This window comes from Rhizobium sp. CCGE 510, from assembly GCF_000292525.1.
Classification (GTDB): domain Bacteria; phylum Pseudomonadota; class Alphaproteobacteria; order Rhizobiales; family Rhizobiaceae; genus Rhizobium.
Genome location: NZ_AEYF01000045.1, coordinates 16,309 through 37,851 on the forward strand (window position 1 = coordinate 16,309; position 21,543 = coordinate 37,851).

The following is a 21,543-nucleotide window of genomic DNA, read 5'->3' on the forward strand; positions in this document are numbered from 1 at the left end:
ATCGGCGAGATTTTGAGATTACAAGCCTGAGCTAACCATCCCGGTGCCGAGTGAATTTCGCCATGGCCGTGATGATGACAACGGCGGAGGCAGCACCCGGATCGATATGCCCGATCACCCGATCCCCCAGCCGCGACGCCCGCCCTTTGGCGGCCGTCATATCTCTGGTCGCTTCACAGCCTTGGCGCGCTGACCGCTCCGCCATCTCGAAACATTGGGGAAGGGGCGTTCCCGACTGCCAGGCCTCCAGCGCCGCATCGGCTGCAGGCTTCCACGCATCGACCATCGTCTTCTCGCCGGGCTCCGCCTTGCCGCGTTCCTGAATGCCTTGCGCCATCGCCGCGAAAGCCCGCAGGAAATCGTCGTCGGTCAGCTCAAGCCGGTCCTTGGCCGCCGCTCCAGCGCGCATGAAGGCCGTGGCATAAAGCGGGCCGGAGGACGCGCCGACCGCATTCAGGAATGCCTTTGCCGCTGTGTTGAACACGGCCGTCGGCGCGGCCTGCGCGGAGTCGAGCGCACCAACGGCCTTGGCCGCGGCCTCACAGCCGGCATCCATGGCAAGGCCGTGATCGCCATCGCCGATGGCGCCGTCCAGCTCGCAGAGATGATCGCGCTGCGCCGAGATATCCTCTGCGATCTGGGCAAAGAGGTGCTGTAGATCTTTCGTCGCGATCATCATCGATTACCTCGCAAACATGGCGCAATCGCAAGGGTGGTCGATCAGCCGCTGAAGCTCGTCATCGAGATGCATGATCGTGACCGAGGCGCCGGCCATTTCGAGCGAGGTGCAGTAGTTTCCTACGAGCGCGGTATGGATGGTAAGCCCGGCTTCATCAAGCCGCGCCTTGACGCGCCGCATCATGATGTAGAGTTCCATCATCGGCGTAGAGCCCAGCGAGTTGACGAGCACGGCGACACGATCGCCCCGCTCTGCCTTCATCTCCTGGAGAATGCGGTCCATCAGTTCGTCGGTTACCGCGTCGGCCGTTCGAAGCGGCTCGCGGGCAACGCCGGGTTCTCCATGGATGCCCATGCCGATCTCCATCTCGTCATCGCCGATCAGGAAATTTGGTTTCAAGGTCTGGGGCAGCGAACAGGGTGAGAGTGCGACACCCATCGTATAGGTTTGCGCATTGGCATGGCGGGCGGCGCGCTCGACCTCGTCGAAAGAGTAAAGAAGATCGCAGGCAGCACCGGCGGCTTTGAAGATGAAGACGTTGCCCGCCACGCCGCGTCGCCTGTCCATCTGATCGGCCGGGGCGGACGCCACGTCATCGGTGGTCAGGACGGTGCGCACCTCGATCTCGTCAAGCGCCAGCATTTCGGCGGCCATGTCGAAATTCATCACGTCGCCGGCATAATTGCCGTACATGAAGAGCACGCCAGCGCCGCCGTCGACCGCTTTGGCGCAGGCGATGATCGGATCGGGTGGCGGCGAGGCAAAGACATTACCGATTGCGGCAGCATCGGCCAGCCCCTTGCCGACGTAGCCGAGAAATGTCGGCTCGTGTCCGGATCCGCCGCCGATCACCAACCCGACTTTGCCCTGGCGCGGCCCGTTTCTGGCAATGATTGCCCGCGGCATCTCCTCCACGGCATAGAGGTGCCTGGGATGCGCTGCCAAGACGCCTTGCAGCATCTCGTCGACGGCGTCCGCGCCTGCATTGATAAGCTTCTTCGTCTTCACGCCGATCCTCCCCAGAACGAGCTCCGACTGCATAGATGCGGCTGGCGCGCGGGACGTCAATCCGCCAGCGGCAAAACGGCGGTGGCAAATGGTGCGAGCAATAGCTCTTTCTCCGAATCCGCCGGCCGGCATGCACTGCAATCGATCGTCCGGTTTTCGCTGGTCAGATTGACGACGTGGAGCTTGGCTCCCGTGACATCCCGCGCAACGAAAGACAGCACCTCGGAAGGCGAGGCAGAGACGCACTCCTGCCAGGATGCACCCGCCAAGGCGGATAATGTTCGCACGGTGTCGAACAGCGGCCGCCGCCCGCCTTGTTCTGTCGGCTCATCAAGCCCGGCAATCAGCCCGAAAGGACCTGTGAGTGCCGAAAGTGTCAGGCATTCGAGACCAGCATCCAGCACCCGGATCGTGTAACCCAGCGCGAAGGCCGCCACGAAGCGTCCGTTGTGGCGCGGGTCGCGGTTGGCCATTGGTATGCGCCCGCCGGACGGATTGTCCATCGTCCGGCTGCCATAGGGGTTTTGCCGCATCGGGATGGTCGACGGGCCGATGCGATAGTGCTTGTCGCCGTAGATCGCGCGAACGGAGCGGGTGATGAAGGGCAGTGCTTCCAAGGTCTGCATGACGCTGAGATCGTCGGCCGTATGCACGATCGGATTGGTGCAATGGCTGACGAAGTCGATCTCGCCTGATGGCACGCGCTTGCGGTTGAGCTCGGTGAAATAGCTGAGCATGCCGCCGCCGATGCGTATGCCGGGAAAGGCGGCGCGGGCTGCGGCATAGATTTCTTCGAAGGGAGGGCAGTCCGGCCATTTGCTGCCGGGCGGCGTCGATTGCCGATCGACGGAGGGCGAGATCAGGATCGCATCCGGATTGAAGTCCGCGCGCTGCATCTGGCGGGCGATCTCGGCCGCCTCGCTTGCCGGCGACGCCTTGCAGGCAAGCGCGATCTCCAGCGTCGAGCGGCCGCGATGGGCGGCAGCGATCGCGGCGAAGTTTTTCAGCGCTTCGAGGCCGTGTCCGGCATCAGGATCGAAATGGAAGAGAAGCTCCCGGGGCGCGATCTCCGCGAGGACGGACTGCGCCGAAAGTGTCGCTTCCGCCTCCTCGGGGGTAATGATGACGCCGATCTCAGGCATGGCGCCGGTGCGCGCTCCGAGCTCGAGCTTGACGGCGCCAGTCGAACTCGCGGCTGAGCGCACGACGGAACGGCGAGTGTCTCTGATAACAAGCGACGTCTTCTGCCGGACGGATTGACTGATGGGCATCTGATAGGGCCAGGGCAGGGCGAGCGGCCGGACATAGGTCTTATAGGAGGCATCGGACCAATTCCTTTGATCCTCCATTTCGAACGTGTCGCCCTCCATCCGGCATTCCGCGGCAACGCCAGGCATCACCTCATGGGCAATGGCGCGCATATCCTTGAACGGCTGCCAGGGCTCGATGAGATCGGGAAAGCAGGTCGCGACGACGCGGCCGTCGACATGTTCGACGGTCGCCGGCGAACCGGCGACGCCGACGATCGGATGCAAGATGCAGAAGCCGCAGCGGTTGGTCTCGAAACCCGTTTCGGTCCTCGCTTCAGCCTCGAAATCGAGCCTGGTCGAGCCTCCTGAAATGCGGACGTCGATGACGAGCCTCGTCTCGCCAGGCCCATTGCACCGGGCGAGATAGGCGACCTCGAAACGATCGTCATGCTGCTCGATGCTGAGATCGGCGATCTCGGGGCTGTAGGTGCCCCAGTCCCGGTCGCGAACGAGATAGGAAATCGCCCGCAGGACCTCGACCCCATCGTAGCGGATGGTGCGGAGGTTGCCGTTGGCGAGATCGGCGGTCAGCTTTCCGGCTGTCAGGCGAACCGGCGGCGTTTCCACAGCGCGGGTACCGAAGAGCTGGAATGCATCGATCGTCATCGCAGCATCGCTCCGACATCGATCGTCTGCCCGCTTGCAGCACTGTCATAGGCGGCTTCGACGAGGGCGAAGGTTTTCAGATTGTCGGCCCCCGAGGTCGAATGCTCCGCGCCGCGCGCCAGCTGATCGACCCAATGCTGTTGGATCGCGTAGACGCTCTCCTGGATATTGTGCCAGGGCCGCGAGGCCCAGGATAGCAGCTTCGGCGAGACGTCCGTGGTGGTAGTGCCCTTGGCGTTGGTCACTTCCAGACTGTATCCCTGAGTCAGACGGATCGTGCCTTCGGAGCCGTCGAGTTCGATCAGAGTCTCGGGGAAGGGCTCTTTCGAGAGCTTGGTGGCGTAGCTGACGTCGACGACCGAAGTCGCGCCGCTCTCATGATCGAGCAGAATGGTCGCGACATCCTCGCCTTTAATACTGGGATTGACCCGTTTGGTGCGGGCCGAGAGCGATGAAACGTCGCCAAGGATATAACGAGCGATATCGAGTGTATGGATGCCGAGGTCTTCGATGATGAAGCGCTCACTTTCGGCGAGATAGGGCTGACCCGAAAACACGTCATAGCCCGAGCGGAAGGAGAAGCGGCCCCAGAAGGGCGTGCCGATGGCGCCGGTATCGAGCACCCTAAGCACCGCCTGGATCGGCGTCTGCCAACGAAAATTCTCGTGTACCATTAGCGCCACGCCGGCGCTGCGGCAGGCCTCGACCATCGCCTTGGCATCCGACAGCGTCTTGGCGAACGGCTTCTGGCAGATGGCCGGCACCTTATTCCCAGCGGCCATTTCCACCAGGGCGCGGTGGCTCTGAACCGTCGTGGCGATATCGACAAAATCGAAGCCGCCAGCGGCAAACAGGGCCTCGGCATCGCTGTAACGGCGTTCGATGCCGAACTGATCACCGACGATCTTCAGCCGCTCCGGATCGCGGTCGCAGATCGCGACGATCCCGGCGCCTTCGACATCGTTCCACGCGTGCATCTGGTTGATCGCAAAGAAGCCGCAGCCGATCAACGCGCCTTTCAGTTCGGTCATTTCAGCCTGCCTTTGCCATCTGCATCAGGGTGACCCGTTGCTGGAGACGGCGCTGCGCCTGGTCGACGACGACGGCGATGATGATGACGAGACCCTTGATGACCATCTGCCAGAAAGAGGAGACGCCCATCATCACCAGTCCGTCGGAGAGAATGCCGATGACGAAGGCGCCGATGATCGTGCCGCCGATCGTGCCACGGCCGCCGGACATCGAAGTGCCGCCGAGAACGGCTGCGGCAATCGCATTGAGTTCGAAACTCTCGCCGGTGGCCGGGTGGGCGGCCATCAGCTCGGAAGAAATGACGACGCCGACGATCGCCGCGCAAAGGCCGGAGAACATGTAGACGAAGATCTTCACGACATCGACGCGGATGCCGGACATGCGTGCTGCCCGCTCATTGCCGCCGACGGCGAAGATGTGGCGGCCGATCGGCGTCGAGCGGGCAACGTAGGCCGCCAGCAGCGCCAGCACGATCAGGATCCAGATCGAAACGGGCAGGCCGAGAATGCGCCCCGCGCCGAAAAAGTCGAAGCCGGTCGTCGCATATTCGGGCCGTCCGACGAGGTTCGGAAAGGTCTGGCCATCCGAAGACAACAGGGCCAGCCCGCGGGCGACATAGAGCGTGCCCAAGGTGGCGATGAACGGCGCGACATTGAGCTTGGTGATCAGCAGGCCGTTGATAAGTCCGATGGCGAGGCCGATCGACAGCGTGATCAGCACGATCTCGAAGAGGTTGAAATAGATGGTGTAGCCGATCGGCAGTTCGATGCCGTAAAGGATCAGCCCGCCGGCGACCATGCCGCACAGCCCGACGATCGAGCCAACCGAGAGATCGATGCCGCCGGTGATGATGACGAAGGTCATTCCCATCGCCAGGAAGGCGTTCAGCGCCACATGCTTCGACATCAGGATCATATTCGCCGTCGAAGTGAAGTTCGGCGCGAAGATCGCAAAGAAGATGATGACGGCGAAAAGCGCAATAAAGGTCCTGAGCTTCATCAGCGTTAGAAGCGCCGAGCCGTTGGCGCCCTTCGGCGCAAGAGTGGTGGAGGTAGCCGCCATCATGACGCGAGTTTCCCTTGATGTCCGTGTCCCTTGGCCGAAGCCGCGATGATCGCCTCTTCCGTGGCCTCGCTTCTTTCGAAGACGGCCAGGAGCTGGCCGTTGCTCAAAACCGCGATGCGATCGGAAAGCGCCATGACCTCTTCGAGGTCGGAAGTCGAAAATAAAATTGCGAGCCCGTTTGCCGCCAGCCGGCGCATGGTGCGGAAGACGTCAGCCTTGGCGCCGACATCGATGCCGCGGCTCGGCTCGTCCATCAGCAGCACCTTCGGATTGGTCATCAGCGCCTTACCGATGACGACCTTCTGCTGATTGCCGCCGGACATCGAGGTAACCTCGAAATCCGGATTCGGCGCCTTGATCGAGAGATCGCGGATCGCCTCCTGAATGGCATCCCTCTCGGCGCTGCGATCGATGTGGAAGAGCCGGGTGAAGCGGGAAAGGCTCGCCAGCGTCAGGTTGGAGGCGATGGAGAGCACCTGCACGAGCCCCTCCCGCTGCCGGTCTTCCGGGATCAGCGCAAGGCCGCGGCGGATGCGCCGCGTGGTGTCGCGGGCGCGCACCTCCTTGCCGTCGATGAAGATCCTGCCGGTCGAATGCGTGTGCCGCCCGATCACGCACTCGAAGAATTCGCTGCGTCCGGCGCCCATCAGGCCGTAAATGCCGAGGATCTCGCCTGCCTTGACCGACAGCGAGACGTCGTTGACCGCAAGCCCGCCGGTCGGCCTGGGAAGGCTGATGTTTTCGGCGCGGAACACCTCGCCGCCGACGGAATGAGTGACCGACTTGGCGAAATCCTTCGCATCCGAACCGATCATCGAGCGCACGATCCAGCGCGTGTCGATGTCGCGCACCATGGCATGGCCGGTGATCTGGCCGTCGCGCAACACGGTGATATAGTCGCCGATCCGCATCAGCTCTTCCAGCCGATGCGAGATATAGACGATCGCGACACCCTGAGCCTTCAGCTCAGCGATCACCTTGAACAGGATTTCGACTTCGGCCGCCGAAAGGGCGGAGGTCGGCTCGTCCATGATCAGGATACGGGCATTGAGCGACATCGCCTTGGCGATCTCGACGAGCTGCTGCTGGCCGATCGGCAGATCCTCGACCATCGTATCCGCCTCGATGCCCGCATCGAGCCGCCGTAAAAATTCATTGGCCTTCTCGATCTGCGCCTTGTGATCGATGCCGAGCAGGCCGCGGGTGATCTCGCGCCGGGCGAAGATGTTTTCGGCCACCGACATGTTGGCGAAGAGATTGAGTTCCTGGAAGATCATGCCGATGCCATTCGCCTGCGCATCGGCGGGACTGTCGAAGGATATGGGCTTGCCGTCCAAAATGATACGGCCGAGCGTCGGGCGCTCGACGCCGGCGATGATTTTCATCAGCGTCGATTTGCCGGCGCCGTTTTCCCCGACCAGGACATTCACCGCGCCACGGCGCAGTTCCAGATTGGCGCGTTTGACAGCGACAATGCCCGAATAGACCTTCGACACGTCGTCGAGGCGCAGGATGATATGGTCGTCCGGTACCTCTGCCGCCGTCATGGACCCACCTTCAGTTCCGACGGTGTGACGAGCGGAAGCTCGCCGCTTTTCGGAAGCGGAAAGGCCCCGATCACCGTCACAGTCTTGCCGACCAGACCGTCGCGCGGGACGGCGGATAGAAAGGCGGCGTTGGCCTTCTCGTTGAACGCTTTGCCGAACTGCGCCCATTCGATCTGGTTCTTGAAATCATTAAAATTGACGAAATCAAGCGTGTCGCGAAGCGCGGTGCCGCGCAGCGCCGGCCCGATCTGAACTTTCGCATCGACCTTGCCGTCGCCATCTGCGTCGACATCGAGCGTTGCCGCACGCGAGGCCGTGTCGGCCGCAACCACCTTGCCGGTGATCTTCACCGCATAGCTCCACGGAGAGCTGCTCTGCTTGCGCGGATTGCCATATTTCTCACCCGCGGCATCGGGATTGGAGGCGGCAAGTTGCGCGACGTCCTTCAGATCGCCGGCGCGCTTTTCGAAATAGGGAACGACTTCAGGCTGCCAGATCGCCTCGACCTTTGCATTCGGGTCGAAGGCGGTCTTTGCCGCAGCGGCCGCCTTTTCCTCGGCGGTCGGCGTCTTGATGATCTTGCAACTAGGCAGGGCCGCCGCCACGACGGCAGCGAGCAGGGCGCCCTTCATTCTCAACATGCGGATAAACCTCGACGTCTTGCAAAATGCATTGCGGAGGGCGCAACGCTGCACCCTCCGCAATTAGTACTGATCAGTTCGTCAGGGCAAAGGTTTCAAGCTTGCCGGAATTGTCGGCGTTGATGAGAACACAATCCATCAACTGCTTCTCTTCTTTCGGCATCGTCTTGTTTTTGATGTAGGCGTCGGCCTGTTCCACCGCCAGCTGAGCCTGTGCATAGGCGGGCTGCAGCACGGTCGCCTTGATGCCGCCCGCCTTGATGGAATCGCGCACGTCATTGGAACCGTCGAAGCCGACGACGATCACGTCCTTGCGGCCGGCTGCCTGGAGTGCTGCGATCGCGCCCATGGCCATGGTGTCGTTACCGGAGATCACGCCCTTGATATCGGGATTTGCCTGGAGGATGGTTTCCATCTTCGAATAGGCTTCCGTCTGGCTCCAGTTGGCCGACTGCTTGGCGACCGACTTCAGCTCCGGATAGTCGTCGATAACGTCGTGATAGCCCTGCGAGCGGATGCCGGCATTGGTGTCGGACTCCTTGCCCACCAGCTCGACGTAATTGCCCTTCTCACCCATCAGCTTGACGAATTCCTGCGCGCCAAGCTGCGCGCCCTGATAGTTGTTCGAGACGATCTGGGCGACGGCAACGCCTGTCGCGTTGATTTCACGGTCGATCAGGAAGGACGGGATGCCGGCATCCTTGGCCTTCTTGACGGCGGCAACAGAGGCGTCCGCGCCGGCATTGTCGAGGATTATCGCCTTGGCGCCGCGCCCGATGGCCGTATCGATCATTTCCGACTGCTTGTTGGCGTCGTCGTCGTGGGTCATGACCAGGGTCTCGTAGCCGAGTTCCTTCGCCTTGGCTTCGGCGCCGACGGCTTCAGCCTTGAAGAAGGGGTTGTCATGCGCCGGCGTGATGATGGCGATGAGATCGGCCGCAAAGGCCGGCATGGCAGTTCCGAGCGCCAGCGCGCCGGCAAAAGCTGCAAGTGTTAGTCTGCGCGTCAGTTTCATGTTTTCCTCCCAGTGGTGAATGAAGCTCCGTTCTCCTCGGAGCGGTTAAGAGGGAGGGTATGCCTCCCCAGGCCGGCTCAGGTGATGCGCCGGATGCTTTCGGCGATCTCCTGCGGTTCGAATACTTTCTTCCAGTCGTCGCGCATCAGCGCCGGGATGCCGAACTCGATCGCCTTGTTGCAGGCATCCGAAAACACGCCGTCGACCTCCTTGAAGATGACCGCGCCGAGCACGTTCATATGGCCGAGAAGGAAATCGCGGGCGGCCTCTGCAGGCACGCCGCGCGCAACGCATTCGTCCATCGCCTGGCGCATGACGACGAGCAGCGATGCACAGACGGTTTCCGACAGGCCGGGTTCGAGCATGGCGAGTTGGTCGACAGTGACCCGGTGCGAGCGCATGACCGGCGCCCAGATGAGCTTGGCGATTTCCTCGCCGAGCGCGTAGGCACTGTCGGGACCCTGCATCAGCGCCGAGACGATGTGTTGCTTGGCGAACAGGCCGCCGAAGTGATCCTTCTTGGCCTGCATGTCCGTCTCGTCGTTGAAGATCGGCGGGTGGCAGGGATGGGTGACGAAATAGGTGAGGTCGTCGCGCTTCGGCAGGTGGCCAGCAAAGGGCGCCGCAGCATCGAGCGCGACCACCATGGTGCCCGAGGTGAGCTTATCGACGATTCCAGCCGCGACCTTGCCGATCGCCGTATCCGGTACTGCGAGGATGACCACGTCGGCGCCGTCGAGGGCGGCATCGACCGGCACGCAATCGACGCCGAGGTCATTCTTCAAACGCGTCTTCCCCGCGTCGCTCACCTCGACATGACGCACGTCAAAGCGCGAACCCTTGAGATTTTTGGCAAGCCGGTATCCCATTTTGCCGCCGGCACCGAAGAGAGCAATCTTGGTCATGTTTTCCTCATTATTTCAGACTGGATAGGATCATAAACTGGTATGATGAGTCAATCACCATATCACTATTAACTTTGTCAGGACCCATGTTTTTCGGCGTCGAGCCGGTCGATCGCCTGCACGTTGCCGGCTGACGAGCCATCGGGGTCGAATTCGGAGGCAAGCCAGACATCGACGATCGACTTCGCCAGCTCCGGTCCGATGACCCGCGCCCCCATCGTGATGATCTGGGCGTTGTTCGATTTCGCCGCGCGTTCCGCCGAATAGGTGTCGTGGGTGAGGGCGGCGCGAATGCCCGGCACCTTGTTGGCGGAAATGCAGACGCCGATGCCGGTACCGCAGAAAAGGATGCCGCGCTGATGTTCGCCGTCGACGATCGTCTGCGCGAGACGCTGCGAAAGATCGGCATAGAAGCCGGATTGGCTGAGGTCGTGAACTTCGAGGTCTGCCTTGCCGGCCAGATGGGCGGCTATGACATCCAGGAGCGGTTTGCCTGCGCTGTCCGCGCCGATTGCGATCTTCATAGCCGTTTCCTTTCGCTCGCCCTCAGGCATGGAAATCACCGTTCGATCGCCACGCTGACGCGGCGGAGAATGTCGAGATAACCGTCGACGGACCAGGCGGAGCGGCCGATGAACAGCCCGTCGATATGCGCCTCGGTGATCAGTTCCGCACAGTTTTCAGGATTGACGCTCCCGCCGTAGAGGACCGGCACCGCACGGCCGAGAATGCCCTTGGCCACTTCGGCGATCTTTCCGTGCCGCTCCGACGCATAGTCGGCGGTCGCCGGAATACCGTTGACGCCGATCGCCCAGACCGGCTCGTAGGCAAGCAGCACCGAAGGCTCGGCCTCGGTGTCGACGCCCCGCAAGGCGGCCTCGACCTGCCGCCGCAAAACCGCGTCGGCCCGACCCTCCTGGCGCTCCTGCAACGTCTCGCCGATACAGATCAGCGGCGTCAGGCCATGGCGGACCGCAGCCGAAACCTTGAGGCCGACGGTTTCGTCGGTTTCGCCGAAATGCTCGCGCCGTTCGGAATGACCGAGTTCGACGATATCGAGTTCGCAGTCCTTCAGCATCACCGGAGAAATCTCGCCGGTCCAGGCGCCGGCGTCCTCCCAGTGCATGTTTTGGGCGCCGACCTTGACCGATGTCTCGGCAAGCAGGCGTTTGACCTCGCGCACCGCGGTAAAGGCGGGAATGACGAAGCGCTGGACGCGGATGTCGCGTTCACCGTCCGCCTCGGCGAGGTGGCACGCGAAGGCGAGTGCTTCCTCCATGGTCTTGTTCATCTGGAAACTGGTGCCGACCCAGACGACCATCAGCTTTTCCTCCCGTCGCGGATCTGCGCGAAATAGCCGTCCGTCCCGACCTGGCCGCCTTTCAGCGCAATCTGCAGGCCGTTGGTCGGCGGATAGTCGCCATGGGCGAGGCACAGCGGCGACCCGGGCGTTTGGGGAAGCGGCAGCAGCGTCGTCAGCGCGTCGATCTTCAATTGCCGGAGTGCGTGACTGGAGGTGTCGCCGCCGGCAACAACCGCACGCGACAACCCTTCCGCCTCGATCAGCCGGCACAAGATCGTGCCAAGCACACTTCCCAACCGATGACGCGCGCCGGGAAGCCGGTCGATGTCGGCGCCGCGGTCGGCCGAAGGGCCAAGTGCCGTGTAAAGGATGACGCTCTTGCCTTCTTTCAGCTTGCCGATGCCGGCTTCGACCGCCGCATCCACCGCGCCTTCGCCATTCGAGATCAGCGCCAGCGGATCGAGGGCGATGCTCTCAAAACCGTTCTCGACGGCGGTGCGGATTTGCCGCTCAGTCGTCGGCGAGACACTGCCCGAGACGACGGCGAGGCGATTGACCGGGCCGACATCGGGAAATTCCGTGCACGCGCCGATCAAGCCTGCCTGCCGCCACGCGCTGAGCAGAGCGTATTCGACCCCTGAGGAGCCGGCGACGAAGCTTGCCGAACGTCTGAGGACACGCAGCATCTGCCGGCCGGCTGTCGCCTGCGTTGCCTCGGAGTCGACATCGAGGAGCAGAATGCCTTCCGAGCTCGACGCCAGCGCGTCTATCCGTTGATCGGCGTCCGCCGCGGTGATCGCAACAAGATCGGCGAGCAGGACGGGGAGGGAGGTCTGCTTTGACAGATGCAGCGCAAGGTCCGCCTCGTCCATCGGGGTGACGGGATGGCGGCTCATCACGGGATGGCGGTCGATGCGGAAAACGCGCCCCCGGTAGGCGGCGAAGAGATTGCCGAATGCAGTGTAGCGCTTCAATTGCGGCGCGCCGACGATGACCGGCACGACCGATTGCCCGAAGGTCTTGCGGCCGATTTCGATCGCCTTGCCGATGCTGCCAATCTCGGGGCTGGAATCGAAGGTCGAGCAGACCTTATAGTGGCAGATGGCGGCGTCGAGCGATTTCAACCAGTCGAAGGCGGGCGCAAGATGCTGCTGCATCCACTCCGGCGCCTCGCTGCGGCTCGTTCCGGCGATGCCGATCGCGCGGCAATGCTTGAAGCGCGCAAGCAGCTCCGGCGTCGGAATGTCGAGGAAGAGCGCGGTTTCGACACCATTCGAGGCGAGCGCCTCCATGACATCGGTGGAGCCGGTAAAGTCGTCCCCATAATAGCTGACGAGAAGTCCATCCATATCGGTCACGCGCCCTTGCCGTCGCTGAATTTCGCGATCGAGGCGGCGAGCTCCGGATGCTCTTTTGCGTAGACCTCCAACGGAATGTCTGCGACGGCGGCCTGCCAGGCCTGCTGCACGGCACGAACACCGGCCGCAGGCCCCCCCGGATGACTGACGATACCGCCGCCGCAGAGATAGAGAAGATCGACGGTGCGGCCGGTGCGCCGATAGGTTTCCGGCGCCTGTCCGCCCCATTGGCCGGAGCCTGCGACCGGCAGCGGGCAATCGGCGGCGTCGAACAGCGGCGTGCTGACGGCCTTGAAGGACGAGACGAAGCTGTCGTCCGGCTCCCAGTATTTGACCCTGATGCCGTTGATCTGGAACTGGTCGACCCCGAGCAGCCGCCAGAACTGCTGGTAAACCCTGAAATCCATGCCGGCGCCCGGATCGCGGGTCAGCACATCCCAGCCGTTTCGATGCGCGTGCAGCACCAGGTTGGAGCGTTTGCGCAGAAAACTCATGCCGCCGAAGCCGATCGAGTTGATGTTGACGACGGCGCAGTTGCCGCCGGCCGCAGCCACGATGTCGTGGTTGCGCATCATCTCGTCGGGGTCGGCATGCGAGATGCCGAAGGCATACATCACTTTCTTGCCGGTCTTCTGCTCGTGATCGAGAATGCGCGGCATGATCGCCGCGACGCGGTCGGCGAGCGGCGAATAGGCCGGGCTCATCAGCTTCTCGTCGTCCTTGATGAAGTCGACGCCTGAAGCGATCAGCTCGCCGACGAGTTCCGCCGTTTCGTGCGGTCTCAGCCCAAGCGCCGGCTTGACGATCGTTCCGATGATCGGGCGTCCCTCCACGCCGGTAAGGCGGCGGCTTCCCGGAATGCCGAACTGCGGGCCGGGATGGGCGCTCCTGAAAGCCTCGGGCAGCTTCATGTCGACGATGCGGATGCCGGTCATGCCCTTGATCGAATAGACGCCGCCGATCGCGATGGTCATCAGCGCCGAGAGATCGGTGCCGATCGCCTCCAGCGGAAAGCCGATGTCGACATCGGCGCGGCGGAGCAGCGTGCCGGGAGCAACTTCAGGCCAGGTCGGATGGCGCCCATCGTCGAGCGGGCGGATGGCCAGCACGCGGGCGGCGACACGCGCTTTCAGTTCTTCGGTTTCGCCGGGGACCGGCACGAAGGTTCCGGTCGACTGATCGCTGGCGATCTTCTCAGCCATCGCCTCGATGCTGCCGGCCGTTTCGATGCGGTAGGTCAGGATAATCATCATAAAACTGACGGCTGCTCCTCTCGCCAAACGCAGATTGCCATGGCGTCAACTCGTGATCTGGTATAATGAGTATCCCAACCGTTGGAAAGCGGAATCTTCGGCTGCGCAATTTTCGATGGCGAGCTTTGTCCTTGGTCCGGAAAACTGTTAGGAGGAGACGTTTTGAGCCAGCGAGATGTGATGACCCAGCCCCTCGAACAGATCGTCCGCCGCAAACTCTCCGACGAAGTGTTTGATCGACTTGAGCGATTGATCATCTCAGGCGAGCTTCAACCCGGCGATGAAATGCCGTCCGAGCGGGTGCTGATGGAGCGCTTCGGGGTCGGCCGGCCGGCGATCCGGGAGGCCATGCAGTCGCTTGCCAACAAGGGTCTCGTCAACATTTCGCACGGCGAGCGGGCGAAGGTCTTGAGGCTGACGGCAAAGTCGATCTTCCGCCAGGTCGATCTCACCGCCAAGATCATGCTGTCGCAATCGGCAGACTCGCTGGAGCATCTGAAGAGCGCCCGCATCTTCTTCGAGCGCGGCATGGCGCGCGAGGCCGCGCAGCGCGCCTCCGCGGATGATATCGGCGACCTCAGGGAGATCATCGCGCGCCAGCGCAGCTCACTCGGGCAGCCCGAAGAGTTCATCGATGCCGATATGGAGTTCCACACCCGCATCGCCCAGATATCGGGCAACCCGATCTACGCCGCCGTCAGCGAGGCGATGCTTGCCTGGCTGAAGGAATATCACACCGAGATGCTGATCTGGACCGGCAAGGAAAAGTTCACGCTCGCCGAACACGACGAGATCGTCGACCGCCTTGAAGCCAATGACGTCGACGGCTCGGAAATGGCGCTCCTCAAGCACCTCGAACGCTCGCGCGCGCTTTACGCGAAATAGCCCGCAACTCTGTATGTGAGCGGTGCGCCGCCCACCTTCCTGCTGACGACGCCAACCCTCGGCCGCCCCGGCTTCCGAGCGGTAGCGCGCATTTGTACGCAGCAGCGGAACAATGATGTGCCGGCGAGGTTGTGGATAGGCCAAGCACGTAAAGATCCCCAAGGAGGAAACCACATGCGTATGAAACTCGTAGCAGCTTCGCTTCTCGCTCTCGGCATGGCCACCTCAGCCTTTGCCCAATCCAATCCGGCGCCGGCCGGCGCCACGATCGACAAGAACCAGGCCGATCAGGGCGGCGGTGCAACCAGCGACCCGAATACCAAAAAGCCGATGGCAACCGATTCCACCATGACCAATTCCACGACCGGCGGCACCATGAAAATGGACAAGAGCAAGTGCCCCAATCCGGTCAACAACTCCGCCAATCTCCAGACCCAGGGCGGCACCAGCAACGCCACGCCGATGGACGAGGCGTGCGCGGCCCATAACAACTGAACGGCCTAATAAAAAAACCCCGCTTCGGCGGGGTTTTTGCGGAGCAGCCCGGAGAACCGGGCTCTGAGTCTGGTCGATCGGGGTGTCCCGGTCTATCGGAAATTACCGGGCATTTTAATCGCGCCCTCGATCAGAATTCCGACCAGTTCTCCCCTTGGACGGCTGCGCGCGATCCGCCGAAGGCCGAAGCGATCTTGCGGCCAAGGTTGCGTGCGGGCGAGGCCACGGGCATGGATGCCGCCGATACTTCCCTGACGCCCGAATTGTAGCGAGAAGCTTCGCTATTTTTTGAAGACCCTAAATTGAATTTCGCCACCAGGCGCTGAAGATTTGCCGCTTCATTGGCAAGAGAGGAGCTGGCAGCCGTTGTCTCTTCCACCATTGCCGCGTTCTGTTGCGTCACCTGATCCATATCGTTGACGGCGCTATTCACCTCGGAAAGGCCAACCGATTGTTCCCGTGACGATGTGGCAATCGCCTCCATATGCTGATTGATGGTCACGACGAAACCTTCGATGGTCTTCAGTGCCTTGCCGGTTTCACTGACAAGCTGGACACCGTTGTCTACCTCGACCGAAGATGTGTGGATGAGCCCCTTGATCTCCTTGGCGGCTTTAGCCGAGCGTTGTGCCAGCTCACGAACCTCCTGGGCAACAACGGCAAAACCCTTACCTGCTTCTCCGGCACGGGCCGCCTCGACGCCTGCGTTGAGCGCGAGGAGATTGGTCTGGAATGCGATTTCGTCAATGACACCGATGATGTTGGAGATCTGGCTGGACGACTGCTCGATCCGGCTCATGGCGTCCATAGCGCGCGAGACAACCTCACCCGACTTCGATGCGCTGATGCTCGCTTCATTCGCGACCGTTCTGGCCTCATCGACACGCTTCGAAGAACTGCTGACGGTGGTCGTGATCTGATCAAGCGCTGTGGCAGTTTCTTCCAAGGAGGCTGCCTGCTGTTCAGTACGCTTCGACAGATCGCCGGCGCTCTGGCTGATTTCCCGCGCACCGCTATCGATCGTCGACGTGGCATGAGCGATGGCCGACAGCGTCTCGCCGAGTTGCTCAACAGACGTGTTGAAGTCATGTCGCAAAGCTTCGAAGGCCGGTGCAAAGGCGTCGGTGAGCTGGCAAGCAACGTCACCCGCTGCAAGACGTTTGAGGCCAACCGCTAGGCCCGACGTTGCGACCTGCAGCCGTTCGTTGGCCTCCGCCTCTGCCTGCTGCTGCGTCACAACCCGGTCCTGCTCAGCCTTTAGCCGGCTCTCGATCGCCTCTGTCTCCAGCCGCCTATTGGCAATCGCACCCTGTCGGAAGACCTCAACGGCACCCGCCATTTCACCGATCTCGTCCTTGCGGCCGCCATAGGGCAAATTAAGGTTCGTGTCCCCGCCTGCCAACCGCTGCATCGCCTCGGTGATCGCCCGGATCGGTCGGCCAACGCTTCGCATGAGCACCATTGCCGAAGCAACCAACACGACCATAATGGCTAAGCTTACCACAAGTGCGATTTCGTTTGCCCGCGACATGGCCTGATTCCGGGAATCGCTCGCTTGCGCGGTAAAATACTCTGCATTCTTTTTCGATTGAGCAATGGCAGACGCTGCGTGATCAATGATCTTGCTGGTATCGATGGCCGGAACCGACGCCCATGCTGCATCCCTTCTTTCTTCGTCCGACATTTGCGCGGAGGTTTTCTCGAAAGCGGAGACGAAGGCGGCTGCCTTTTCTTCCATGATCGCCTGATAGCCGCGCAGGCTGTCGTCGATATCTTTCAGGACATCCGGCTTCATCGCAACGCTGATCGGTTTTTCAAGCCCGTGGGAGCCGCTCTGGCTGGCATCCTTGACCTGCGTTATTGCTGCCTGAGCATCTTTTTCGGTCCCCGCCAGGTCAATCGCGCTTGCACCGAGTTGCATATGCGAGAATGCAAGTTCCGCATTCAGAATGCCGTTGAGGATCAATTGTTCGCGTTCGACGACCGTATTCGCGGTCGCGATTTCGGCGTTGTTCATCTGCTGATTGATGATCATTCCCACAATCAAAAGCAGACCAATGCCTGAGGAGATGGCGAGCTTTGTGCCCACCTTAGCATGCGATATCGAAAACATTTGTGCCCCTAAGTGGATACGGTGCCTCGAGAGATCTTGTCGTCGCGGGGCGCTCTGTAATGGGTGGATATGGCGGTTCGTATGGCCGTTCGAATGGCTAAGCGCGGCGGTGAACCGAAAGACAAACGACTAAAGTTCAACCAGCTTGAAATGTGACAAAGCGATCCGGCGCCAATCGAACGACTGCGCGGATCCTGGAACATTCATCATTTATCTCAGCTGGCTCGGATGCCGAGGGATGCGCAAGGCAAGTTTACTCTCCGATGGTTGCGACGGTCATCTTTAGGGTGCCGATCGAATCATTCCATCGAGCGCAAGCATTTCTAACGTGGATACGCATAGTCATTCTCTCTCGGTCAAAGCCGACGGAGCGACATCCGCGTCACGCAACTCATTTGCCAACGGAAGGGGTTAACGATGTATTCTGATACCGGAGGATCGCCATCTTTCCTGCGCCAATCGGACAATAAGTGCAGTTTCTGGATATGTTTGTCGACCGCAGGCGGTAACCATGTTGCCTTCTGCTGCGGCGATCGATGACCGCTTCCACCTCACACCGAAGCGCGGTGCCGCGTTTGGGCAAAGACCCGTCAGACACGACGCGAATGTCGGGGTCGCCGGTGGGCCGCCGGCTAGTCCTGATTGGCAGCCACTGGCAAACTGCCTTCGTTCAAATGACGGGTTTCGGTCTGCCGGGCGGCAGAGACGACGCGGCGCTTCGCGCGGATTGCGTGCCATTGCTGGTCGATCAGGACGCCGATAAGAATCACCCCACCCATGACGGCGAAATTCAGCGACGACGGGATGCCAAGCAGATTGACGAGGTTCTGCAACTCCTGGAGCAGAACCGTGCCGAGCACGACGCCGAAGATCGATCCCTCGCCGCCGCGGAGCGAGAAGCCGCCGAGGACGGCAGCGGCAATCGCATAGAGTTCATAGAACTGGCCATGGCTCGCCGGCGAGATCGAGCGTGTGTACATGGCGAAATAAATCGCCGAAAGCGCCGTCAGCAGCCCGCAGATGACATAGGCCGACATGACCATGCGGCTGGTACGGATACCGGAGTAGCGGGCCGCCTCCTCATTCTTGCCGATCGCGTAAAGATAACGCCCGAAGACCGAGCGATGCAGCATGATCCACATGACGACCGCAATGATCACGAGGGCAGTGAAGGTATTGGGAACGCCGTAAAACCGTCCGGCGGTCAGAAATTCGAGGTCCGGGAAATTTTGGCCGAAAGCAAAGCCCGCCGTTCCGTCGGCCGTATAGAAGCGCGCTGCGCCACGATAAATCAGCAGGCCGCAGAGGGTGACGACGAAGGGCTGCAGGTTGAGCCGGGTGATCAGCCAGCCGTGGACGGCGCCCACGACTGCGCCAAGCGCGAGAATGAGCGGCAGCGCCAGCATCCATGGCATATCCTGGACGGCGATGAAATCGACGAACAGCACGCCGAGAAGTGCAACGAGCGAGCCGACCGAAAGCTCGATACCGCCGGTAATGATGACGAAGGCCTGGCCGATCGACAGGATGCCGAACAGGCCGATCAGGTTGGCGGTGTTGGCGAGATTGATCGGCAGCAGGAAGCGCGGATTGATGACGGCGACGACGATGCCGACGACGACGATCAACAGCAGCAGTCCGAGATCTTTCTTGATCATTCGAGATCCATTCCCCGATACTTATTATATGGCCGCAGCCGCTATTTTACCCTTTTGCCGACCGCAAGCAAAAGGACGTTTTCCTGGCTGAAGTCGTCCTCTTCCAATATGCCGGCGATCTGGCCCTCGTGCATGACGGCGATCCGGTCGGACACGCCGATCACCTCTTCCATGTCGCTGGAAATCATCAGGATCGCCACCCCGGCATCGGCAAGCGCCCGCATCAGGCCGTAGATTTCGTTCTTCGCGCCGATATCGATGCCGCGCGTCGGCTCGTCGAAGATCATCACTCTCGGGCTCATCGACAGCCATTTGGCAAGCACGACCTTCTGCTGGTTGCCGCCGGACAGAGTGCCGGTTCGCGTCGAAACGGAGGGCGCCTTGATCCCGAGGCGAACCCGCTGCTTTTCGGCCGCCGCCGTCTCCCGTTCAGCAGAAAGCATGAAGCGGCTGGAAAGTTTGGGAAGATCGGAAAGGGTTATGTTCTGGGCGATCGGAAAATCGAGAAGAATGCCGTTGCGCTTGCGATCCTCCGGGACCAGGAAGATGCCGCGAGCGACGGCATCGCGGGCAGAACGGACCGAAATTTCCCGGCCGTCCTGCAGGATGGTTCCGCCGTAGCTGCGGTCGATGCCGAAGAATACCCTCGCAAGTTCGGTGCGGCCCGACCCGACGAGGCCTGCAAGCCCCATGATTTCCCCGTAGCGGATCTCCAGATCAACGGGACGGCCGGGATAGGCTTCGGTGCGCACGCCGCTTGCCTTCAGCGCAACCGAGCCCGGCGAGCGCTGCGGTTTTGCGGTCCGGGCAGCAAGCATCCGGCCGATCATCAGCTTGACCATCTGGTCGTGGCCGATGTCTTTTTTGGCGAGCGTGCCGACAAGCGTACCGTCGCGCAGCACGATGACGCGGTCGGCGACGCGCTCGACCTCGTGAAGGCGATGCGAGATGAAAATGACGCTGATGCCATCGGCTTTCAGCGATTTGATAATGCTGAGAAGCCGTTCGGTTTCGGCCAGCGGCAGGCTGGACGTGGGTTCGTCGAAGATGACGAGCCTGGCGTTGATCGACAGCGCCTTGGCGATTTCCACCATCTGCTGCTCGGCAAGAGAAAGCGACACCACCGGCGTGTCGGCGGAAAAATGAGCCCCGACGCGCTTCAAGAGCGGCCTCACCATGTCTCGCAGGCGATCGCGATCGACGAGTTTGAAAGGTCCGGCCTTCAGCGGCTCGCGGCCGAGGAAGATATTGGCCGCAACGTCGAGATTTTCAAAGAGATTGAGTTCCTGATGCACGAAGGCAATGCCGGATGAGATGCTCGATTCCACAGTGAGGGAACGAAGCTCCGCACCGTCGAGCAGGATACTGCCTCGGTCGGGTGCGATCACGCCGCCGAGGATTTTCATCAACGTCGATTTTCCGGCCCCGTTTTCGCCGACGAGACCGATGACCTCTCCCGGCATGATGTCGATCGACAGACCCTCGAGCGCCACGACGCCCGGATAGGTCTTGCCAACGCCGGAAAGCGAAAGGAACGGCGTTGCAAGCGGGTCCGGTGACGGTATGTCGGAGCTATCGTTCATCGCCTGTCCATGGCAGCTGATGCTGTGTCGGCATAAGACGTCTATCGCGGCAGCAGCGAATGCCGCCGCCGCGAAGGAGGGTTATTTTCCAGACATAGCCTTCAGGCTGGCGGCATACTTGTCCACGTCGTCCTTGCCGATGATCACCGTCGGAATGATGATCAAGCCGTTGCTGGGAACGCCTGATTTGTCACCCTTGAGGTAGGCGGCCATCAGCTTCATGCCCTGATAGGCCCATTCGAACGGCTGTTGCACGACGGTTGCTGCGATCGTGCCTTCCTTGACGCCGCCCAGCGTGATCGGGTCGTCATCGAAGCCGACGACGGTGATCTGGCCGAGTTTGCCGGCGTCGCGCAGCGCCTCATAGATGCGCGGCGTATTGTAGGAATAGAAGCCGACCATGCAGGTGACGTCGGGGCTCGCCACCAGCGCATCCTCGACGTTCTTCTTTGCGCGCGTCTGGTCGATATCGTCGCCGCGCACATCTGTCAGCTCGATCTTCGTGCCCTTCAGGCCGTCCTTCATGCCCTGGATACGTTCCTTGGCATTGTCGGCGCCGAGCAGGCCGACGAAACCGATGCACTTGCCGCCGTCCGGCATCGCCTTCTTGGCGATTTCGGCGGCCTGCATCCCGGCGTCGACATTGGATGAGCCGATATAGGCAACGCGGTTGGTCTGCGGCGCATCGCTGTCGGTGGTGAAGAGAGCCGTCTGCGAGCCGATCTTGTTCAGACCGTCCGTCTGGGTCTTGGGATCGACAGCGGAGACCATGATCCCCTTGACGCCGGCGCTGACCAGATCTTCCATCAAGCGCTGCTGAATGGCGACAGCCGCCTGCTCAGGGTATTTCAGCTCCATCTGGTAGTCCGGCATTTCACCCTGCGCCTTCTTCACGCCTGCCTCTGCGGCTTTCCAGAAGTCGGACGCTCCGTTGACGACGAATGCAAGCGTCGGCTTGTCGGCGGCATGGGATACGGCAATCGGGGCCGCGCTCAGCATCAACCCGGCGAAGAACAAGGCTGCATTGCGTTTCAGCTGTTTCATAATACACCTCCCGAGGGGCCTCAGCATGGGCCCGTTTGCAATT

19 protein-coding genes are annotated in these 21,543 nt (G+C 61.5%); 2 read left to right on the top strand and 17 right to left on the bottom strand.

Annotated features, from left to right (window positions below; translation table 11 throughout):
• Window positions 1–31 precede the first annotated feature (31 nt).
• The 13 genes from dhaL to oiaX form a co-directional block, all read right to left on the bottom strand.
• Entirely contained in the window at window positions 32–679 is a 648-nt protein-coding gene (gene dhaL / locus RCCGE510_RS24120; RefSeq protein ID WP_007634273.1) for a dihydroxyacetone kinase subunit DhaL, read from the bottom strand.
• Window positions 680–682: 3 nt separating this feature from the next.
• Window positions 683–1,687 carry a dihydroxyacetone kinase subunit DhaK gene (locus RCCGE510_RS24125; protein WP_007634275.1) on the bottom strand — a complete coding sequence of 335 codons (1,005 nt, stop codon included), beginning with the start codon at window positions 1,685–1,687 and terminating at the stop codon, window positions 683–685.
• 56 nt (window positions 1,688–1,743) lie between these two features.
• Complete coding sequence (locus RCCGE510_RS24130; protein ID WP_007634276.1) at window positions 1,744–3,603, bottom strand: hypothetical protein; 1,860 nt, start codon at window positions 3,601–3,603, stop codon at window positions 1,744–1,746.
• Entirely contained in the window at window positions 3,600–4,634 is a 1,035-nt protein-coding gene (locus RCCGE510_RS24135; RefSeq protein WP_007634277.1) for a Gfo/Idh/MocA family oxidoreductase, read from the bottom strand. Before RCCGE510_RS24135 ends, RCCGE510_RS24130 begins: the two co-directional genes overlap by 4 nt.
• Window position 4,635: 1 nt before the next feature.
• On the bottom strand, window positions 4,636–5,700 hold the full coding sequence (locus RCCGE510_RS24140; RefSeq protein ID WP_007634278.1) for an ABC transporter permease: 1,065 nt from the start codon (window positions 5,698–5,700) through the stop codon (window positions 4,636–4,638).
• Window positions 5,697–7,247, bottom strand: a complete 1,551-nt coding sequence (locus RCCGE510_RS24145) for a sugar ABC transporter ATP-binding protein (RefSeq protein WP_007634279.1) — start codon at window positions 7,245–7,247, stop codon at window positions 5,697–5,699. Before RCCGE510_RS24145 ends, RCCGE510_RS24140 begins: the two co-directional genes overlap by 4 nt.
• On the bottom strand, window positions 7,244–7,888 hold the full coding sequence (locus RCCGE510_RS24150; RefSeq protein WP_037079619.1) for a DUF2291 domain-containing protein: 645 nt from the start codon (window positions 7,886–7,888) through the stop codon (window positions 7,244–7,246). Before RCCGE510_RS24150 ends, RCCGE510_RS24145 begins: the two co-directional genes overlap by 4 nt.
• Window positions 7,889–7,961: 73 nt before the next feature.
• The gene (locus RCCGE510_RS24155; RefSeq protein WP_007634281.1) at window positions 7,962–8,903 is read right to left on the bottom strand and encodes a D-ribose ABC transporter substrate-binding protein; all 942 of its coding nucleotides are present in this window, start codon (window positions 8,901–8,903) and stop codon (window positions 7,962–7,964) included.
• Window positions 8,904–8,980: 77 nt separating this feature from the next.
• A complete protein-coding gene (locus RCCGE510_RS24160) occupies window positions 8,981–9,808 on the bottom strand; it encodes a phosphogluconate dehydrogenase C-terminal domain-containing protein (protein WP_007634283.1) in 828 nt (275 codons plus the stop codon).
• A 77-nt stretch (window positions 9,809–9,885) separates the two neighbouring features.
• A complete protein-coding gene (locus RCCGE510_RS24165) occupies window positions 9,886–10,332 on the bottom strand; it encodes an RpiB/LacA/LacB family sugar-phosphate isomerase (RefSeq protein WP_007634284.1) in 447 nt (148 codons plus the stop codon).
• Between the two features lie 35 nt (window positions 10,333–10,367).
• On the bottom strand, window positions 10,368–11,129 hold the full coding sequence (locus tag RCCGE510_RS24170) for a triose-phosphate isomerase (RefSeq protein WP_007634285.1): 762 nt from the start codon (window positions 11,127–11,129) through the stop codon (window positions 10,368–10,370).
• Window positions 11,129–12,460, bottom strand: coding sequence for a four-carbon acid sugar kinase family protein (locus tag RCCGE510_RS24175; RefSeq protein ID WP_007634287.1), 1,332 nt, complete (start codon window positions 12,458–12,460; stop codon window positions 11,129–11,131). Before RCCGE510_RS24175 ends, RCCGE510_RS24170 begins: the two co-directional genes overlap by 1 nt.
• Window positions 12,461–12,465: 5 nt before the next feature.
• Entirely contained in the window at window positions 12,466–13,722 is a 1,257-nt protein-coding gene (gene oiaX / locus RCCGE510_RS24180; protein ID WP_037079622.1) for a 3-oxo-isoapionate-4-phosphate decarboxylase OiaX, read from the bottom strand.
• A gap of 180 nt (window positions 13,723–13,902) precedes the next feature.
• Between oiaX and RCCGE510_RS24185 the strand changes: the two genes are divergently transcribed.
• On the top strand, window positions 13,903–14,607 hold the full coding sequence (locus RCCGE510_RS24185; protein WP_007634289.1) for a transcriptional regulator NanR: 705 nt from the start codon (window positions 13,903–13,905) through the stop codon (window positions 14,605–14,607).
• A 174-nt stretch (window positions 14,608–14,781) separates the two neighbouring features.
• Complete coding sequence (locus tag RCCGE510_RS24190) at window positions 14,782–15,102, top strand: hypothetical protein (protein ID WP_007634290.1); 321 nt, start codon at window positions 14,782–14,784, stop codon at window positions 15,100–15,102.
• 130 nt (window positions 15,103–15,232) lie between these two features.
• Here the strand turns inward: RCCGE510_RS24190 and RCCGE510_RS24195 are convergent, their stop codons facing one another.
• The 4 genes from RCCGE510_RS24195 to RCCGE510_RS24210 form a co-directional block, all read right to left on the bottom strand.
• Complete coding sequence (locus RCCGE510_RS24195) at window positions 15,233–17,215, bottom strand: HAMP domain-containing methyl-accepting chemotaxis protein (RefSeq protein WP_007634291.1); 1,983 nt, start codon at window positions 17,213–17,215, stop codon at window positions 15,233–15,235.
• 632 nt (window positions 17,216–17,847) lie between these two features.
• Window positions 17,848–18,873 carry an ABC transporter permease gene (locus RCCGE510_RS24200; protein ID WP_007634293.1) on the bottom strand — a complete coding sequence of 342 codons (1,026 nt, stop codon included), beginning with the start codon at window positions 18,871–18,873 and terminating at the stop codon, window positions 17,848–17,850.
• Window positions 18,874–18,914: 41 nt separating this feature from the next.
• Window positions 18,915–20,456 (bottom strand): sugar ABC transporter ATP-binding protein, encoded by a 1,542-nt coding sequence (locus RCCGE510_RS24205; protein ID WP_007634294.1) that lies wholly within the window; start codon window positions 20,454–20,456, stop codon window positions 18,915–18,917.
• 81 nt (window positions 20,457–20,537) lie between these two features.
• On the bottom strand, window positions 20,538–21,500 hold the full coding sequence (locus tag RCCGE510_RS24210; protein ID WP_007634295.1) for a sugar-binding protein: 963 nt from the start codon (window positions 21,498–21,500) through the stop codon (window positions 20,538–20,540).
• Between the last annotated feature and the right edge of the window lie 43 nt (window positions 21,501–21,543).